General features: G+C 34.7%; 14 protein-coding genes. 6 read left to right on the top strand and 8 right to left on the bottom strand.

Going from position 1 to position 17186, the window contains the following annotated elements:
- Positions 1 to 16: 16 nt before the first annotated feature.
- Positions 17 to 2542 carry a translocation and assembly module lipoprotein TamL gene (gene tamL, locus BZARG_RS05030; protein WP_040288028.1) on the bottom strand — a complete coding sequence of 842 codons (2526 nt, stop codon included), beginning with the start codon at positions 2540 to 2542 and terminating at the stop codon, positions 17 to 19.
- A gap of 187 nt (positions 2543 to 2729) precedes the next feature.
- On the opposite strand from tamL, the gene BZARG_RS05025 reads away from it, so the two are divergent.
- Entirely contained in the window at positions 2730 to 3449 is a 720-nt protein-coding gene (locus BZARG_RS05025; protein WP_008635923.1) for a TrmH family RNA methyltransferase, read from the top strand.
- A gap of 62 nt (positions 3450 to 3511) precedes the next feature.
- Here BZARG_RS05025 and porT read toward each other — a convergent pair whose 3' ends face one another.
- Together porT and ubiE are read right to left on the bottom strand one after the other, a co-directional pair.
- Positions 3512 to 4225 carry a type IX secretion/gliding motility protein PorT/SprT gene (gene porT, locus BZARG_RS05020; protein WP_008636013.1) on the bottom strand — a complete coding sequence of 238 codons (714 nt, stop codon included), beginning with the start codon at positions 4223 to 4225 and terminating at the stop codon, positions 3512 to 3514.
- Between the two features lie 4 nt (positions 4226 to 4229).
- Positions 4230 to 4955 carry a bifunctional demethylmenaquinone methyltransferase/2-methoxy-6-polyprenyl-1,4-benzoquinol methylase UbiE gene (gene ubiE / locus BZARG_RS05015; RefSeq protein WP_008636032.1) on the bottom strand — a complete coding sequence of 242 codons (726 nt, stop codon included), beginning with the start codon at positions 4953 to 4955 and terminating at the stop codon, positions 4230 to 4232.
- Between the two features lie 224 nt (positions 4956 to 5179).
- Between ubiE and trkA the strand changes: the two genes are divergently transcribed.
- Both trkA and BZARG_RS05005 read left to right on the top strand, forming a co-directional pair.
- Positions 5180 to 6529 (top strand): Trk system potassium transporter TrkA, encoded by a 1350-nt coding sequence (gene trkA, locus BZARG_RS05010; protein ID WP_008636027.1) that lies wholly within the window; start codon positions 5180 to 5182, stop codon positions 6527 to 6529.
- A gap of 2 nt (positions 6530 to 6531) precedes the next feature.
- Positions 6532 to 8025 (top strand): TrkH family potassium uptake protein, encoded by a 1494-nt coding sequence (locus BZARG_RS05005; RefSeq protein ID WP_008635837.1) that lies wholly within the window; start codon positions 6532 to 6534, stop codon positions 8023 to 8025.
- 73 nt (positions 8026 to 8098) lie between these two features.
- Here the strand turns inward: BZARG_RS05005 and BZARG_RS05000 are convergent, their stop codons facing one another.
- Both BZARG_RS05000 and BZARG_RS04995 read right to left on the bottom strand, forming a co-directional pair.
- Positions 8099 to 9286, bottom strand: coding sequence for a pyridoxal phosphate-dependent aminotransferase (locus tag BZARG_RS05000; protein ID WP_008635940.1), 1188 nt, complete (start codon positions 9284 to 9286; stop codon positions 8099 to 8101).
- 32 nt (positions 9287 to 9318) lie between these two features.
- Positions 9319 to 10413, bottom strand: coding sequence for a fatty acid desaturase family protein (locus BZARG_RS04995; protein WP_008635966.1), 1095 nt, complete (start codon positions 10411 to 10413; stop codon positions 9319 to 9321).
- A gap of 145 nt (positions 10414 to 10558) precedes the next feature.
- On the opposite strand from BZARG_RS04995, the gene rsmG reads away from it, so the two are divergent.
- Positions 10559 to 11188 (top strand): 16S rRNA (guanine(527)-N(7))-methyltransferase RsmG, encoded by a 630-nt coding sequence (gene rsmG / locus BZARG_RS04990; RefSeq protein ID WP_008636029.1) that lies wholly within the window; start codon positions 10559 to 10561, stop codon positions 11186 to 11188.
- Positions 11189 to 11363: 175 nt separating this feature from the next.
- Here rsmG and pruA read toward each other — a convergent pair whose 3' ends face one another.
- Positions 11364 to 12992 (bottom strand): L-glutamate gamma-semialdehyde dehydrogenase, encoded by a 1629-nt coding sequence (gene pruA / locus BZARG_RS04985; protein ID WP_008635917.1) that lies wholly within the window; start codon positions 12990 to 12992, stop codon positions 11364 to 11366.
- Positions 12993 to 13141: 149 nt separating this feature from the next.
- On the opposite strand from pruA, the gene BZARG_RS04980 reads away from it, so the two are divergent.
- Entirely contained in the window at positions 13142 to 13861 is a 720-nt protein-coding gene (locus tag BZARG_RS04980) for an NRDE family protein (protein ID WP_008635804.1), read from the top strand.
- A gap of 7 nt (positions 13862 to 13868) precedes the next feature.
- Here the strand turns inward: BZARG_RS04980 and apaG are convergent, their stop codons facing one another.
- Together apaG and BZARG_RS04970 are read right to left on the bottom strand one after the other, a co-directional pair.
- Positions 13869 to 14255: a Co2+/Mg2+ efflux protein ApaG gene (gene apaG / locus BZARG_RS04975; protein ID WP_008635807.1), complete on the bottom strand. Its 387-nt coding sequence runs from the start codon at positions 14253 to 14255 to the stop codon at positions 13869 to 13871.
- Between the two features lie 96 nt (positions 14256 to 14351).
- Positions 14352 to 15605 (bottom strand): type IX secretion system plug protein, encoded by a 1254-nt coding sequence (locus tag BZARG_RS04970; RefSeq protein WP_008635791.1) that lies wholly within the window; start codon positions 15603 to 15605, stop codon positions 14352 to 14354.
- A 200-nt stretch (positions 15606 to 15805) separates the two neighbouring features.
- On the opposite strand from BZARG_RS04970, the gene BZARG_RS04965 reads away from it, so the two are divergent.
- Positions 15806 to 17161, top strand: coding sequence for a Na(+)-translocating NADH-quinone reductase subunit A (locus tag BZARG_RS04965; protein WP_008636040.1), 1356 nt, complete (start codon positions 15806 to 15808; stop codon positions 17159 to 17161).
- The last annotated feature ends 25 nt before the right edge of the window (positions 17162 to 17186 follow it).

Below are 17186 nucleotides of genomic sequence, written 5' to 3'. Positions count from 1 at the left end.
AATGAAATTAAATAGCTTAAAAGGGGTAATTGATACCAATGTTATAAACAGCTTTTCTGAAATTGTAATCATTTAACCATCTTTCACCCATTGGGTATGAAGGATCGTAAGTTTTAAACCCGACATCAAAGCGGAAAATAATAAATCCGAAATCGTAACGCAGCCCAAAACCAGTACCTAGTGCAATATCCTCTAACGATTGGAAACCGGTGAAGGTTGCCTGTGGATCTTCAATATTATCCAGTGCATTCCAGATATTTCCAGCATCAGCGAAAAGGGCGCCATAAAAATCTTCGAAAATATTAAAACGATATTCCAAGTTGAAGGCTAACTTCATATTGGCTTCATTAAACTCATCATTACTGTCAGAACTTCCTGGTCCTAAACTATAGGCGGTCCACGCACGGTTATCGTTTGTTCCTCCGGCAAAGAAACTCTTGGAGAACGGAATGCTATTCGAGTTTCCATAAGGAATGGCAATTCCAAAAAATGTACGTAAAGCTAAGACTTGCTTTTTACCTAAATCCCAATGTTTAATATAATCGAGTTCGGTTTTAATGTATTGTGAATAGGCAACATCAAAAACTTCATAATTATCATTAATGTTTTTTGGTGCCCCAAAAGCTTTGGATCCTAATGATAAAAGATTTCCTGCCGATTCTATTTTACCTCTAAATATGGAGAAATTTTCGTCGAATAAGCTAGTTCTATTGTCGCGAATGTAGTTATAGCTGGACGCAATAATTAGGTTGTTTTCTGTTAAGCGCTCTTGGCGTTCTCCAATATAACTAATGTTTTGAATATTGTCTGATGATAAACCAAATGGTGGATTATTACTGGCAGCTTCCTGAATAAAAGTATTGGCTTGACCAGGTATCCCTAGTTCTGCATTAGGACCGATATAATTAACGTCCTGAGCAATGTCATTTAGTATGTTGTAAGACGTGCTATAGACATTGAAATAGTTGTCTGGATTTAAGTTTTTTACATATTGAATACTAAACAAATCGAAACGGTTTGTAACTTTTTCATTAGGTTTCCAACGGTAATTTAAGGTTCCTATAAGGTTTTGTTTGTCTAAACCAATGTTGGTTTGACTAGAGGTAGAGATACTCATTCGCGTACTTGGCGACATGCTTTTAGGAATAAACTTGGTGGTATTAAATGGTAATAATAACCTTGGAATAGTTAATTTTAAATCAGCTCCCCATTCGTTGATGTCAAAAAAATCATCCTGATCAAGAGCTGCATCTTTAGAGGATCCAATAGATCCAAAAGCAGTAAGTTGTAGCGTTTCAGCGCCGCCAAAAACATTACGCATTAATACGGATGGATTAAAGGATAAACCAATGGTTTGAATATTGCTTTGCGAAACTTCGGCACTGAATTCTACACCAAATTTCTTTAAAGGTGTTAAAAATACATTAGCTGTAAGCGTGGTGTCCGCATTTTCAATATATTCAATATTAGGATATTTAAAAGTCCGTAATTCCGAAATATGCCTGTAGGACATCGTTCGGTCTTTATCTCTAAAAGTAGAATCTGGTGTAATAAAAACAGCATCGGTTAAAGCCTTGGGCTTAAAGCGTAGTTTTTCGTTACTAAACAAGTTGTAGCCTTTATAAGTTGCCGAATCTTTTTGTTGTTTATTTCGGTCATTGTAGGAATAATCCGTGAAAATATTAACATCCTTTACTTTATAGATTTTAAAAGGTTCACGTCTGGACGAATCTTGATTTTTTATTAAACGATCGCGAATCTGCAATTCTACTTTTACCTTTTTATTCGTGTCTATGGTATCCATTTCGAAATAGACATAATCTTCACTGAAATGATAAACTCCGCTATTTCTAAAATATTTATTTAAACGATCTTTTTCCTGCTCAAACGTTACCGTTTTGTATTGTTTGTTTAATTGAATACGTGATTTTTTTTCTGACCTCCTGTACAAAGTATCAATTTCTGGTGAAGAAATTTTAACGGTTAAAGAATCCACCATATACGGATCTCCAGTGTTAACAAAATAATCCACTTTTGAGCGACTAGAGTCTATTCTGATTGTTTCCGATTCTGCCTTGGCGGTAAACCAACCGTTATGAAAGTAATAAGCCTCCAAGCGATTAATAGAGCGCTTGGTTTTTTCTGGGTTTAAAATTATCGGTGCTTCTCCTGTTTTTTTAAGCCACTTATTAATTCCTATTCTGGAAGCAATATATTCGTCTAATTGTTTTCTAGATAAAAAGCGTTCTAATCTTCTTTCTCGTTTTGGGTTTTTGGTGATGTTTGCTTCTAAAATTGAATCAATATCAGGCCGTGCTAAATTATAAATATGAAGCCGAATAGGAATAGTAAGCAGTTTTCGATTCGCTTTTTGGTAAAGTAAATTATTTATGTTTTCCGAATTATTTACCTTGTCATTGACGTAAACCGTATTTTTGGTCAGTAGTTGCTCGTCTTCCCCAACGCGTTTTATGGTGCTACAAGAAGCCAAAAACAGGGATAGAACAATATAAAATGCTATTTTTGAAGACTGTATTCTCAAGGATGCTTAAAATTATATAATTTAATGATGGATTTTTGGTGTGTATTTACAGCTGACAAATAATCTGAAAATCGATTCAAAAATACGCTATTTCATCGGAAATATGGTATTAATATAATGACACATTTTTGAAAGCTTTTTGTTTTATTCTTTTTAATTTAGTTGCCATCATTTAAAAGGTATTTTCATGCTATCAAAAAATCAAATAAAATTACTTGCGCGTTTAAAACAAAAAAAGTTTAGGCAGGAGCAAGGCTTGTTTGTTGCCGAAGGTATTAAAACCATTCAAGAGCTTCTTAACTCTACGTTAATTCTACACCAATTATATACGGTAAAGTCCTTCAATTTGGATGCTGAATTAGAAACGCTTATCGACGAAAAAGAATTAAAAAAGATTAGTTTTTTAAAAACACCCAATCAAGCGTTGGCTGTTTTTAAAATTCCAGATGAAAAGGATCTACCTAAAAAGGGGTTCGTTTTAGCTCTAGACGATGTTCGCGACCCTGGTAATTTAGGAACTATTATTCGTTTATGCGATTGGTTTGGAATCTCAAATTTAGTTTGTAGCGAACAAACTGTAGATTGCTTTAATCCGAAAGTAATCCAAGCAACCATGGGTTCTATAACTCGTGTACAAGTTAGTTATACGGATTTGAACACGTATTTAAATGATACCACTTTGCCTGTTTATGGCGCTTTTATGGATGGTAAAAATGTCTATACAGAATCCCTTGTGTCTGAAGGTGTTCTTGTTATGGGAAATGAAGCTAACGGGATCTCAGAAGACATTGAGAAACATATAACTAAACGCATAAGTATTCCACGTTTTGGCGAAATTCAAGCTACAGAAAGCTTAAATGTGGCTACAGCTACTGCTATTTTATTGAGTGAATTTAGAAGAGGGTAGGTGTTGGTTTGCTATATGTAATTTAATGTCTCCACAATTAAAGCGCTAAACAGCTCAAAAATTTATTGAAAGGTAAAGTTTAAAAACACACCGCGTGTTTTCATGCTGTTTACATTGTTAGTCCAAGGACTGTTAGGGTCCTTATCCTGAATTATTTCATCGTTTAAAGCAAATACACCTCTAATAGATGGCGTGAATTTAAAGTAGTGCAAATAAAGGTCTACACCAAAACCGATTTCGTAGAAGAACATGTTCTTTTTGGTTCTAAATTGTCCGCTACTATTGTCGTCTGGGTTATTTTCGTTACTTGATAAATTTATAGCAGTCGATAAACCAGCAACCACAAAAGGCTTGAAGTTATTAATTCGTTTGGTTGAAAATTTCATTAAAAGCGGGAAATGTACGTAGGTAGATTTGACTTCACGTTCCAAATCCGTGTCTGTATAGGTTAACCCATTAAAGTAGCTTTCGTTGTACATTAAATTTCGTGTGGTAATATATAAGCCTGGCTCAAACCGCAAATCCATGTATTCTAGAATACGTATGTTTCCAACTAAACCAACACTAAAGCCACCTGTTTTTCCAACTAAAATATCGGCTTGATCAAAATTATAATCGAAGTTAAAATCGTAACTATTATATCCTAAAAAGAAGCCATAGCTCAATAGCCTTTTATCTTCATTTTCAAGGTTTCTAATTTTTTCTTTTGAAAATAATTGTGCCGAAGCCACTTGTGAAAGTAAAATAAATGCAAAAAGGACTAGGTGTTTTTTCATAAAACTATTTTGATAATGTATAAATAGTTGCCACTCCAAAAGTTTGTGGCAAATCATTTACATTAGTAAACCCAGTTTTACGTAAAATATTGTTTAATTCTTCACCAAAAGGAAAAACAGAAGCCGATTCACATAAATATTTATAAGCCGTTTTGTCTTTTGAGAACAATTTTCCAATAACAGGTAAAATATTTTTAGTGTAAAAATTATAACCTTGTTTATAAGGTGTTTTTGTTGGCATAGACGTTTCCAAAATAACAAAAGTTCCGTTTGGTTTTAATACACGGTAAATTTCCGCCAAGCCTTTTTCAAGCGTTTCAAAATTACGAATACCGAACGCAACGGTAATAGCATCAAAGGAGTTGTCCTGAAAAGGCATGTTTTCCGAATCGCCTAAAACCATATCAATGGTGTCATTCAATTTTTTTTGTGCTACTTTTTGTTTGCCAACTTCTAGCATACCGCTACTAATGTCGAAACCAATAATTTTCTTGGCATCAGTTTCAGCCATCATAATGGCTAAATCACCAGTGCCTGTTGCAATATCTAAAATAGTTTCTGGATTACTAGCTTTTACAATTGCTAATACTTTTTTACGCCAAGACACATCAATACCAAAGGAAATTATACGATTTAAACCATCGTAATTACCTGAAATGGCATCAAACATTTGTGTAACCTGCTCTTTCTTTCCAAGGGCACTGTCTTTATATGGATTTATTTTTGACAACTTATAATTTTTACTACAAATATAAACTAATAGGTAACCATAAAACAACTAGATGGTAATTTATTATATACGGATGAATGATATCGCAGTCCTATTTTTTGCTTTATATTTGTACTACTTTTTAGTTAAAAGTACATGAAACCGAAATGGTTAATGTGTGAATTACAGATATTAATTGGTATCTAGATACATGTAACCATTGAAAATTAAATCTAAATAAATAGATGAAAATAATTATTGCGGGTGCTGGTGAAGTTGGATTTCATTTAGCAAAATTACTGTCTTTTGAGTCGCAAGAAATTACGCTAATAGATCCTGATAAAGAGAGTTTGCTTAGTGCCGATAATCATTTAGATATTAAGGCAATGAAAGGCGATGCAACGTCAATCTCTATTTTAAAAGATGCTCGTGTAGCTGAAAGTGATTTGGTAATTGCCGTAACATCATCCGAAACTACGAATATTACGGTTTGTGTTCTAGCCAAACAATTAGGTGCCAAACGGACTATTGCGCGCATATCAAATACAGAGTTTATTCATCATAAAGAAGAAGTTGGTTTTACCAAACTTGGTATTGATGAACTTATTTCACCCGAAGCTTTAGCCGCCGCGGAAATTAGGTTGCTGTTAGATCAATCAGCTTTTAGTGATACCTATGAGTTTGAAGATGGCGCGTTAACTATGGTGGCATTAAATTTAACGGCCAACATGGCTTTTGCAGGTAAAAGTGTAAAAGAGGCTGCACAAATTTTTCCTAAAATTCGTTTCGTTCCTATCGCTCTGCAGCGTTTTGGAACGCAATTCACCATTATTCCAAGAGGTGATACTCTGCTCAAGGATGGCGACCATGTAGTGTTTATTACATCGGAAGGCGGTGCTGAAGAACTGTGTAAGATTACTGGGAAAAAGAATACGGAAATCAAAAATGTCATGATTTTGGGAGGAAGTAAAATTGGTTATAAAACAGCTCGCGATTTGGCAGATAGTGGGTTTAGAGTAAAACTTATTGAAAAAGATAAAACCCGCGCTTTTGATATTGCAGATGAATTACCAAACGTGCTTGTTATAAATGGCGACGGTAGAAATGTAGATTTGCTTGAGGAAGAAAATATTAGTAAAATGGATGCATTTATTGCCGTAACGGGTAATAGTGAAGTGAATATTATGTCTAGTTTGGTAGCGAAATCGAAACATGTAAAAAAAACGATTGCCTTGGTGGAAAATATGGATTATTTTCAGTTATCACAATCCATAGGAATTGATACTTTAATCAATAAAAAACTTTTAGCAGCAAATACTATTTTTAGATATGTTAGGCGTGGCGATGTTGTTGCTATGACTAAATTAAATAATATGAATGCCGAACTTTTAGAGTTTAAAGTCAAATCGCGCGCAAAAATTTGTAATAAATTAATTAGAAATGCAGGTTTTCCAAGATCCGCTATTATAGGTGGCGTTATTCGTAATGGTATTGGGAAGATTGCTTTGGGCGATTTTAGAATAGAAGAAGGAGATCGAGTAGTAGTTTGTGGATTGCCGAGTTCCATTAAAGAAGTTGAAAAGCTATTCTTATAGGTATGAAATTGAACTTCAAAATCATCTTTCACTTTTTAGGTGTCCTACTCCTGTTTAACGGCGGGTTTATGTTGGTGTCTACATTAATTAGTTTCATTTATAAAGATGGCGTTACGTTTCATTTATTATTAGCAGCTATAAGTACTATTTTTATAGGAGCTTCTATAATGGTTCCAACACGCAACCATGAAAAAATCATGAATAAGCGCGAAGGGTATATCGTGGTAACTTTTGGTTGGATTATCATGGCATTTTCGGGCACATTGCCTTATATTTTTACGGGTGCTATTCCGAATTTTACAGATGCTTTTCTGGAAACCATGTCCGGTTATACAACAACAGGAGCCACTATTTTAAACGATATTGAAATTATTCCGCATGGCGTTTTGTTTTGGCGTAGTATGACGCATTGGATAGGGGGAATGGGAATTATTGTTCTTGCCATTGCTGTTTTGCCCTTATTAGGAATAGGAGGAATGCAACTTTTTGCAGCCGAAGCACCAGGTCCAAGTGGTGATAAATTACACCCGAGAATTACCGATACAGCCAAACGTTTATGGCTTATTTATGTTGGTTACACGGTTGCTGAAACCATTTTATTGAAACTTGCAGGCATGAGTTTCTTTGATGCCATTAATCATGCGTTGAGTACCTTGTCCACTGGTGGGTTTTCCACAAAAAATGCCAGTGTAGCGCATTGGAATGATCAGCCTATTATACAGTATATTATTATTCTCTTTATGTTTCTAGCAGGAACGAATTTCGTTTTAAGCTATTTTGCTCTTAAAGGAAAGGTGCAGAAGGTTATAAAAGATGATGAATTCAAGATTTATTTTATCTTTATTGTCATTTTCACGGCTATAGCAGCGGCTATTATTTATCTTAAAGCCGATCCATCTATCTCGTCCATTAGCCATCCCATGGTTTGGGGACCCGCGGAAAGCGCGTTTCGTCATGCTCTCTTTCAAGTCATTAGTGTGATAACAACTACTGGCTTTATAACTGCAGATTATACCTTATGGTCACCATTTTTAGTGGTGTTCTTTTTTGGACTCATGTTTTTGGGGGGCTCTGGAGGAAGTACCTCAGGTGGTGTTAAAGTGATGCGACATTTAATTTTGATTAAAAATGGTTTTTTAGAATTTAGGCGAGCCTTGCACCCAAATGCAATTTTACCAGTTCGGTATAACTCGCGAGCAGTTTCAGGTGAAATTGTTTTTAATATTCTAGCGTTTTTTATTATGTATATGCTGTCCTTTATTGTGGGAGCTTTGGTGTTTTCTATGTTTGGGTTGGACTTTATGTCGTCCATTGGTATTGCAGCTTCTAGTTTAGGAAACGTTGGACCAGCTTTTGGCGATTTTGGACCTGTAAATAATTATGCTTCATTACCTGCTTTAGGTAAGTGGTGGGCTGCATTTTTAATGCTTATTGGACGTTTAGAACTCTTTACCGTACTTATATTATTGACGCCTTTCTTTTGGCGGAATAGATAAACTGTGAAAACAAAAAATCCACTTCAAACGAAGTGGATTTTTTATAGAATATAAATTGATAGTAACTATTAAATTAAGTCACAGCATCTTTAATACGTTTAATGGCTTCTACAATTTGTCCTTGACTTGCTGCATACGATAATCGGATGCAATCTGGAGCACCAAAAGCTTCACCGGTTACAGTTGCTACTAAAGCTTCTTCTAGTAAGAATAAAGAGAAATCGGTAGCATTGCTAATTGTTTTTCCTTTCAATGTTTTTCCGAAGAAAGCAGAGATATTTGGAAATACATAAAATGCACCTTCTGGTGTATTATTAATAAATCCGGGAACATCATCCAATAACGTTAGAACTAAATCACGACGAATTTTAAATTCATCAATCATGTATTTCACACGTGTTGGCGATTCGTTTAAAGCAGTAATAACGGCACGCTGTGCTATACTGTTGGCACCACTAGTAACTTGTCCTTGCATTTTGTTGCAAGCGCGTGCAATTTTTTCTGAAGCTCCAAGATATCCAATTCTCCAGCCTGTCATAGCGAAAGCTTTGGAAACACCATTAATGGTTATCGTTCTATCAAACATATCTGGGAATTGTGCCATACTAGCATGACCATTTTCTGTAAAGTTGATATGCTCGTAAATTTCATCAGAAACCACGTAAATGTTTGGGTGTTTTATAAGTACATCAGCCAAAGCGCGTAATTCTTCTTTACTGTAAAGTGAGCCACTTGGATTGCACGGTGAGCTATACCAAATCATCTTTGTTCGCGGTGTAATTGCTGCTTCCAGTTGTGCTGGTGTCATTTTAAAATCGGTAGCAATACTCGTTTGTACTTCTACAGGAACACCTTCGGCAAGCTTGACAATGTCTGCGTAACTAACCCAATATGGACAAGGTAAAATAACTTCATCACCTGGATTAATCATTACTTGTGCTACATTATAAAGCGATTGTTTAGCGCCTGTAGAAACCACAATTTGCGGTAAGGTATAAGTTAAGTTATTGTCCCGTTTAAATTTCGTTATAATCGCTTCTTTTAACTCTACGTAGCCATCAACAGGCGTATAAGAACTGTAATTGTCGTGGATGGCTTGAACAGCTGCATCCTTGATATAATCAGGTGTATTAAAATCAGGTTCACCTAAACTTAAACCAATAATATCTTTGCCTTCTGCGCGAAGTTCACGCGTTTTAGCAGCCATTGCTAAAGTAGCAGATGTGGCCATGTTTAAAACTCTATCTGAAAGTATTTTCATGTAGATATATCTTTTTTAAATTGAAATATTAATTAGGCTAATGTCGGCTTAGTACCAAGTACTTTCAATTGATTGTAATGTTCACCAATTGCTGTCCAAATCGAATTGTATTCGTTGTATGGTAAGCTGAACTCATGAGCTGTATCTCTAACTATACTAGCAATATTCTTATAATGCACATGACTAATATGAGCAAATAGGTGATGCTCTACTTGTCTGTTAAGTCCACCAGTATAGAATTCAACGATCCAACTTTTTGGAGAAAAATTAGATGTCGTAAATAATTGGTGAATAGCCCACGTGTTTTTCATAGTACCGTTTTCATCTGGCATTGGCATTTCAGTGTTTGGCATTACGTGTGCCAATTGGAAAATAACACTTAAAATAACACCAGCTGTATAGTGCATAATAAAGAATCCGATTAATACTTTCCACCAAGCAAAACCTAGAGCTAAAGGAAGCGCTACCCAAAGAGAGTAGTACAATACTTTTCCAATAATAAGTTTAGTCCACTGCGTTGCAGGGTTGGGAAAATCTCCGTAAGATAATTTTCTTTTTAAATAGGTGTAGGTTTGCTTAAAATCAGTAGTAATAGCCCAGTTTACAGTTAATAAACCGTAAAGAAGGAATGCATAATACTTTTGATATTGGTGAATTCTAGACCATTTAGAGTGTTTTGAAAAACGAATAATACGGCCAGCATCAATATCTTCATCATGACCTTGAATATTTGTGTACGTATGGTGTAATACATTATGTTGCACTTTCCAGTTGTAATCGTTTCCTGCTAAAATGTGAATACTACTTCCCATTAAAGTATTTACCCATTTTTTGCTAGAAAAGGAGCCGTGATTGGCGTCATGCATCACATTCATTCCAACACCTGCAATACCAATTCCTATTACTATCATGCAAATTACTTGCAGCCAACCAGGCATAGTAACGGTTAATAAAAGTACTAATGGTCCTAAAAGTAAGGTGAACATGATAATGGCTTTAAGATATAAAGTCCAATTACCTGTTTTTTTTATGTCATTTTCTTTAAAATAATCATTCACACGCTTATTAAGTGTCCTGAAAAATTTTGCAGAATCGTTTCTTGAAAAAGAAAGGGTTTTTGTTGTCATGCTATTTAATATTAAAATGGAATAATGCTTTTATGCGTTATTAACATCATTATGCAAATATAATTAATTATGAACGGGTATGTGCACAAATTTTTCATAAAAAAAATGCATAAAAATTACCTACTTTTGTCCAAAAGATAAGAGAATGGAACTCATTTTAAAATACTTTCCGAACCTTACGGAAGATCAAATAAGTAAATTCACCCAATTAGAAACCTTATATCAAGACTGGAACCTAAAAATTAATGTGGTCTCCAGAAAGGATATTGACGAGCTATATTTACGTCATGTTTTACATTCGTTAGCAATTGCCAAAGTGATTGATTTTAAACCTGGAACCAAGTTGTTGGACGTTGGAACGGGTGGCGGTTTTCCTGGTATACCATTAGCTATTTTATTTCCAGAGTGTTCATTTCATTTGGTGGATAGTATCGCTAAAAAACTAAAAGTGGTAGATGAGGTTGTGGCAGGATTGGAATTGACCAATGTAAAAACAACCCACGCTCGGGTAGAGGAAACAAAAGGGAACTACGATTTTATAATAAGCAGAGCAGTAGCGGCTATGCCTACTTTTGTACATTGGGTTAAAGGTAAAATTACAAAAAAGCAAAATCATGAGCTCAAAAATGGTATTCTGTATTTAAAAGGCGGGGATTTAACTGAAGAGCTTCAAGATTATAAAACGGCAGCTATTTATAATATTACAGAATTCTATTCTGAAGAGTTTTTCGAAACTAAAAAAGTGGTGCATTTACCGATAAAATATAAAGGATAAGACTATTATTCAAAAATTATTTCTATAAAATGAAAAAGCTTCGAAGTGTATTCGGAGCTTTTTCATTTTTAAATTATTTATAATTTTATCAAGCAAACGCGCTAGAAATAAGACATAAAAAAACCCTTAACAAGAAATCTGTTAAGGGTTTTTGGTATAAAAACTTTAAGTAAGTCTATTCTCCTAAAAATGGATATCTGTAATCAATTGGTGTTACAAACGTTTCCTTAATTAATCTAGGTGATACCCAGCGCAATAAGTTTTGTGAGGAACCAGCTTTATCATTTGTTCCAGATGCTCTAGCACCTCCAAATGGTTGCTGACCTACAACAGCACCTGTTGGTTTGTCATTAATATAGAAGTTACCAGCACTGTTTTGAAGTGCTTTAGTTGCTTCTTCAACAGCATAACGACAAGATGATAAAATAGCACCTGTTAAGGCGTATTCACTTGTTCCGTCTACTAATTTTAATGTTTCCGAAAAATCATTTTCGTCATAAACATAAATAGTCATAACTGGGCCGAATAATTCTTCAACCATAGTTGTGTATTTCGGGTTTGTTGTTACAATAACAGTAGGTTCAATAAAGTAACCTTTAGATTTATCGTAATTACCACCAGCAATTATTTCAGCATCTTTATCTGTTTTAGCAGTATCAATATACTTCGCTAATTTATCAAAAGAACCTTCGTTAATTACAGCAGTAATGAAATTGCCCATATCTTCTGGCGATCCCATTTTGAAAGTTTTTAAATCTTCAATTACAAACTTCTTAACATCTTCCCATAAGTTACTTGGAACATACGCTCTAGATGCTGCACTACATTTCTGACCTTGGAATTCGAAAGCACCACGCGTAATAGCAGTCGCTACTTGTTTAGCTACAGCCGATTTATGCGCAACAATAAAATCCTTACCACCAGTTTCACCAACTATTCTTGGGTATGTTTTGTAGTTTTCAATATTGTTACCAATTTGTTTCCATAAACTTTGGAATACTGGCGTAGAACCTGTGTAGTGTAATCCTGAAAAATGTGGATTTGCTAAAATAGTATCTGTAATCATACCTGGATTACCAAAAACAACGTTAATAACGCCATCTGGTACACCAGCCTCTTTAAAGACATCCATAATTACTTTAGCAGAGAATATTTGGTTGTTACTTGGTTTCCAAACAACAACGTTCCCCATTAAAGCCATACAAGATGGTAAGTTTCCAGCAATAGCAGTAAAGTTAAAAGGTGTAACGGCATAAGTAAAACCTTCTAGCGGACGGTATTCAACACGGTTCCAAGCATCGCTTGTACTTTCCGGCTGATCCATATAAATATCCGACATGAATTGAACGTTATAACGTAAAAAGTCAATTAACTCACAAGCTGCATCAATTTCTGCCTGATAAATATTTTTAGACTGTGCAATCATGGTTGCAGCATTAATTTTAGCTCTGTAAGGACCTGCAATTAATTCAGCAGCTTTTAAAAAGATTCCTGCGCGTTGCTCCCAAGGCATTGCGGCCCATTTTTCTCTTGCTTCTAAAGCAGTAGAAATAGCTTCTTCTACATGCTCTTTTTCAGCTAAATGATAAGTTCCAACAATATGTTGATGATCATGAGGCGGAGACATTGTTCTCGTGTTTCCTGTTTTTACATCTTTTCCGTTGATGTACATAGGAACATCAACTGTGCTGTTGAACATTTCTTTGTATGCTTTTAAAACTTCTTCGCGTTCTGGCGATCCTGGAGCATAAGATTTTACAGGCTCGTTTACTGCAATTGGTACGTTAAAGAATCCTTTTCCCATGAGTATTTATATATTTAAATGGTTATGTTGATTTCAAGCTGTAAATATAAGCCTTTTTAGCTGTTTTTTTAACACAATAGCTCTTAAAACCGCGTTAAAAGTTTTACTTCTTTTGTAAGTTTCTTAATATTTAATAGACTTGCTGAATTATGTGCACATTAACATTTATTCCTAAAGGGAAATCGGATTTTATTTTAACATCTAATCGGGATGAGGCGCCAAATCGGCCAACACTTGCACCCGATTTTTATATTGAAAATGGCGTAAAGTTACTGTATCCGAAAGATGAAAAGGCTGGCGGTACTTGGATTGGTGTTAGTGAGAAGAGTCGATTAGTATGTTTGCTTAATGGTGGTTTTGTTGCACATAAACATGGCTTAACATACCGCATAAGTCGCGGTGTGGTGGTGAAAGATGTTTTAAAAGCGACTGATTTTTTACATACTTTAAAAACCTATAACTTAATGGGTGTAGAGCCATTTACTTTGATAATTGTAGATTGGCAAAATGCCTTACAAGTGTGTCAGTTGGTTTGGGATGGAGATGAGAAACATATTGAAATCTTGCCAAACGAGCCGCGAATCTGGTCGTCCTCATCTTTGTATACCAAAGCTATGAAAGAAAAGCGTTTACAATGGTTTGAAACCTTTAAAAAAGAAAATGATTTTAAAGGTGAATCATTAATGAGGTTTCATAAAACGGGTGGCAAGGGTAATTCTGAATTTAGTTTAATTATGGATCGCGAATTTGTAAAAACAACGAGTATTACTCAAATTGAAAAAGCAGAAGCTGCAGTTAAAATGCGTTATACCAATTTTAAAGATGATGAGGTTGTTGAAAAAGTGATGCTTTTTTCCGAAGAAAAATAACCTATTTTTAATTCATAGCAAAAGGCGCATTTAATCGAAATGTAGGAATCGCAACATTAAAGCTTTTGTGGGTTTCCAAATTTATCATTTTATAATAACCGGACATAGCACCAAAGGGAGCCCCTAATAAGCAACCCGAACTGTAAGTGTACGAATCACCAGGTTGTAAAATTGGTTTTTTGCCTATTACACCTTCACCTGCTACAATTTTCTCATGATCTAATGCGTCCAAAATTGTCCATGCTCTGGCTTCCAGTTGAACTAAATCTTTGCTTTGGTTTTCAATAGTTACCGTGTATCCAAAGGCATATTGAATTTTATAATCTTTATAAAAAGTGCCTTCGAAATGTGTTTCAACCGAAATCTTAATGCCTTTTGTTACTTGCTGAACCATGCTTATAATGGGGTTTGAAGCGTTTAGTGTCTTGCTAATGTATGAAATAAACGATTAGAATAAAAGAAAATAATTATTTAACAATTACTGATCATCTTAATTAGTTATAGTATTTGAATTGCCCTCGCCAAATCCAATAATGCGGTCGTATCTAGCGCCTAAATCGCGGTAGTAAACTAAAACTTTATAATCGTTTTCGGTTTGCCAAAAACTACCACTTATAAAACTCTCATTTAAAGCACCTGTTTTATTATCAACTACGACATATTTATAGTTGTAAAAACCTTGTTTTAAAATAACAGGGACTTCATAAACACCTCTTTGTGAGTTGAAAGTCATTTTGGTAGCGTCCTCAATTACGTAATTATTAAAATTTCCATAAACATAAACCGACTGGTTTTCTGGTAATTCATCCATCAGTAAAGAGAAATGCATCCAAGCATAATCTGCTTCAATCGCTGGTTTTTCTGTATCGAGTGCTGTTATTAAAAACGCGCCATTTATATCCGGGTTGTAGGTATAAGGTTTATTAAAACGCGGAATATTGGTAAATAAATAATTGCTATACAATTCGTGGAGTTCTATAAATTGAATGGCAGACGTAGCGCCACGAATATCCTTGTTTTCAAAATAAAAATATTCGTTACCACCTTCAAAAAGCGTTTCATTGGTGTATTTATAAATCAATTCGTTACCCATCGTGTATTGTGGCGGTACGTTGTAAATAGCCGTATTCAAGTTGTTATTCTGAATAATTAGCGTTTTAACAGTTTGCGTTGGGTTGTTAAATTGCATGTTTCCAGAATTAATAATAATGTCAACAGTTTGCATGTTATCAATTTCCTTAACATTCCGAGCGCGTTTAATAGATACTCCAACATTGGCTAGGTTTTCCTGAATCATAAATTTTCTTGAAAACATTAATTCATCTAAATCATTATAAATTTTAATCATATAATTACCCGAGACCTTTAAACCACGTGTTTGTTCGTTTGGAATTCGAAGGTTATAATGTGAGTATATTTGATAGGTATTAAAAGAATTCTCGTAATTTTTAAGGCGCTGATTATCAATTCCACTTAAAAACTCGGACTGCATGAGTTGGGAAGGTGTCCAATCGTAATCAAAATGTTCAATTTTATAGTAAAAATCGTCTTCATCACCATTAAGTGCATCAAACTCCAGAATCAATGCTTGACCTAATTGTAAAATAGGCAGTTGACTTTCTCGTGCTTGCCCTTGAAAGCTAATAGATTTTATATAGCCTGGCGGGTTAATTTCCTGTTCAATTTGCGAAAAAGCAGTCTGACTAAAAGTAATTAGGAGTAGCAACAGAAAAGATTTAAACATACGTTGTTTGTTTTGAGAGGTTAAAGATAAACAAATTTTATGCCTAATTATTTTTCTTTATTTAGAAAGGGTATAAATAACAAACTTCAACGAAGTGTACTACAAAATGATGTTTAATTTCGTAAATTTGCAGCGATTTTTGGGTTAACCCAAAAGTCCAAATCATATTATTTTTACTACTAACGAATAGATTTATAAACATGTCAAACGACATTACCATTAAAAAAGGTCTAGACATCAAGCTTAAAGGCGCCGCTGAAAAAGTGACTGAAAATGCTACTATTAGCAATTTTTGTACGGTTAGACCAGAAGACTTTCACGGTGTTACACCAAAATTAATTGCTAAAGTTGGAGCGAAAGTAAAAGCTGGAGAGGCTATTTTTTACGATAAGGCTCAAGACGCTATTATGTTTGTTTCACCTGTATCTGGAGAAATTATAGATATTCCAAGAGGTGAAAAGCGCCGTATTTTAGCATTAAAAATTCAAGCTGATAAGGAGCAAGTGTTCCACGATCATGGAAAATTTAATTTAGAATCTGCTACGCCCGAATCTGTAAAAGCACATTTATTAGCATCAGGTTGTTGGCCTTTTATTAAGCAAAGACCTTATGATGTTATTGCAAACCCTGAAAGAGCGCCAAAAGCAATCTTTATTTCTGGTTATGCGAGTGCACCTTTAGTTGCAGACTACGATTATGTGCTTCAAGGAAAAGAAGCTGAATTGCAAGCAGCTATTACAGCTTTAGGGAAATTAACAGCAGGTAAAGTACACGTAACTGTTGGTAAGAATGCAAATTCGCCATTATCAGGTTTAAACGGTATTGCGCTGCATAAAATATCTGGTCCGCATCCATCTGGAAACGTAGGAACACAGATAAATAAAATAGATCCAGTTAATAAAGGAGAAACCGTTTGGACAATTAATCCACAGGATTTAGTTATTATTGGTGAGCTTCTTTTAACGGGGAAATTCAACGCCGAGCGCTTGGTTGCATTGGTAGGGTCGTCTATAAAGAAACCAAGATATTTCAAAACTAAAATTGGAAGCGAAGTTTCTACAATGGTTTATGATAATGGTGTTGAAAAAGATGGAAACGATCGTATCATTTCAGGGAATGTCTTATCTGGAAAGCAGATAAAGCCAGACGGAAGTTTAGATTATTATAGTAATACAATTACGGTCATTCCAGAAGGTGATGATTACGAGTTTTTTGGTTGGAATAAACCTGTTTTCGATAAAGTTTCTACTTCTAGAGCTTTAACGTTCTCTTGGTTAACACCAAATAAAGAGTATGAATTGACAACTAATACAAACGGCGAGCACAGAAACTTTGTGTTAACTGGGAAGTATGAGGAAGTTTTTCCTTTTGATATTTATCCACTTCAAATTTTAAAATCTTGTATGTACGAAGATTTAGATGAAATGGAAGCTTTAGGTATGTATGAAGTGGCTCCAGAAGATTTTGCCTTAACTGAATTTGTTTGTGTATCTAAACAACCGCACCAACAAATAATTAGAAAAGGATTGGACGTTATGATTAAAGAAATTGGATAATGATTCGTTTTCAACGTGAAATGAA

It is taken from the genome of Bizionia argentinensis JUB59, assembly GCF_000224335.1.
Classification (GTDB): domain Bacteria; phylum Bacteroidota; class Bacteroidia; order Flavobacteriales; family Flavobacteriaceae; genus Algorimicrobium; species Algorimicrobium argentinense.
Note: the sequence above shows the minus strand (reverse complement) of the source record. Positions and strands in the feature narration are given on the sequence as shown.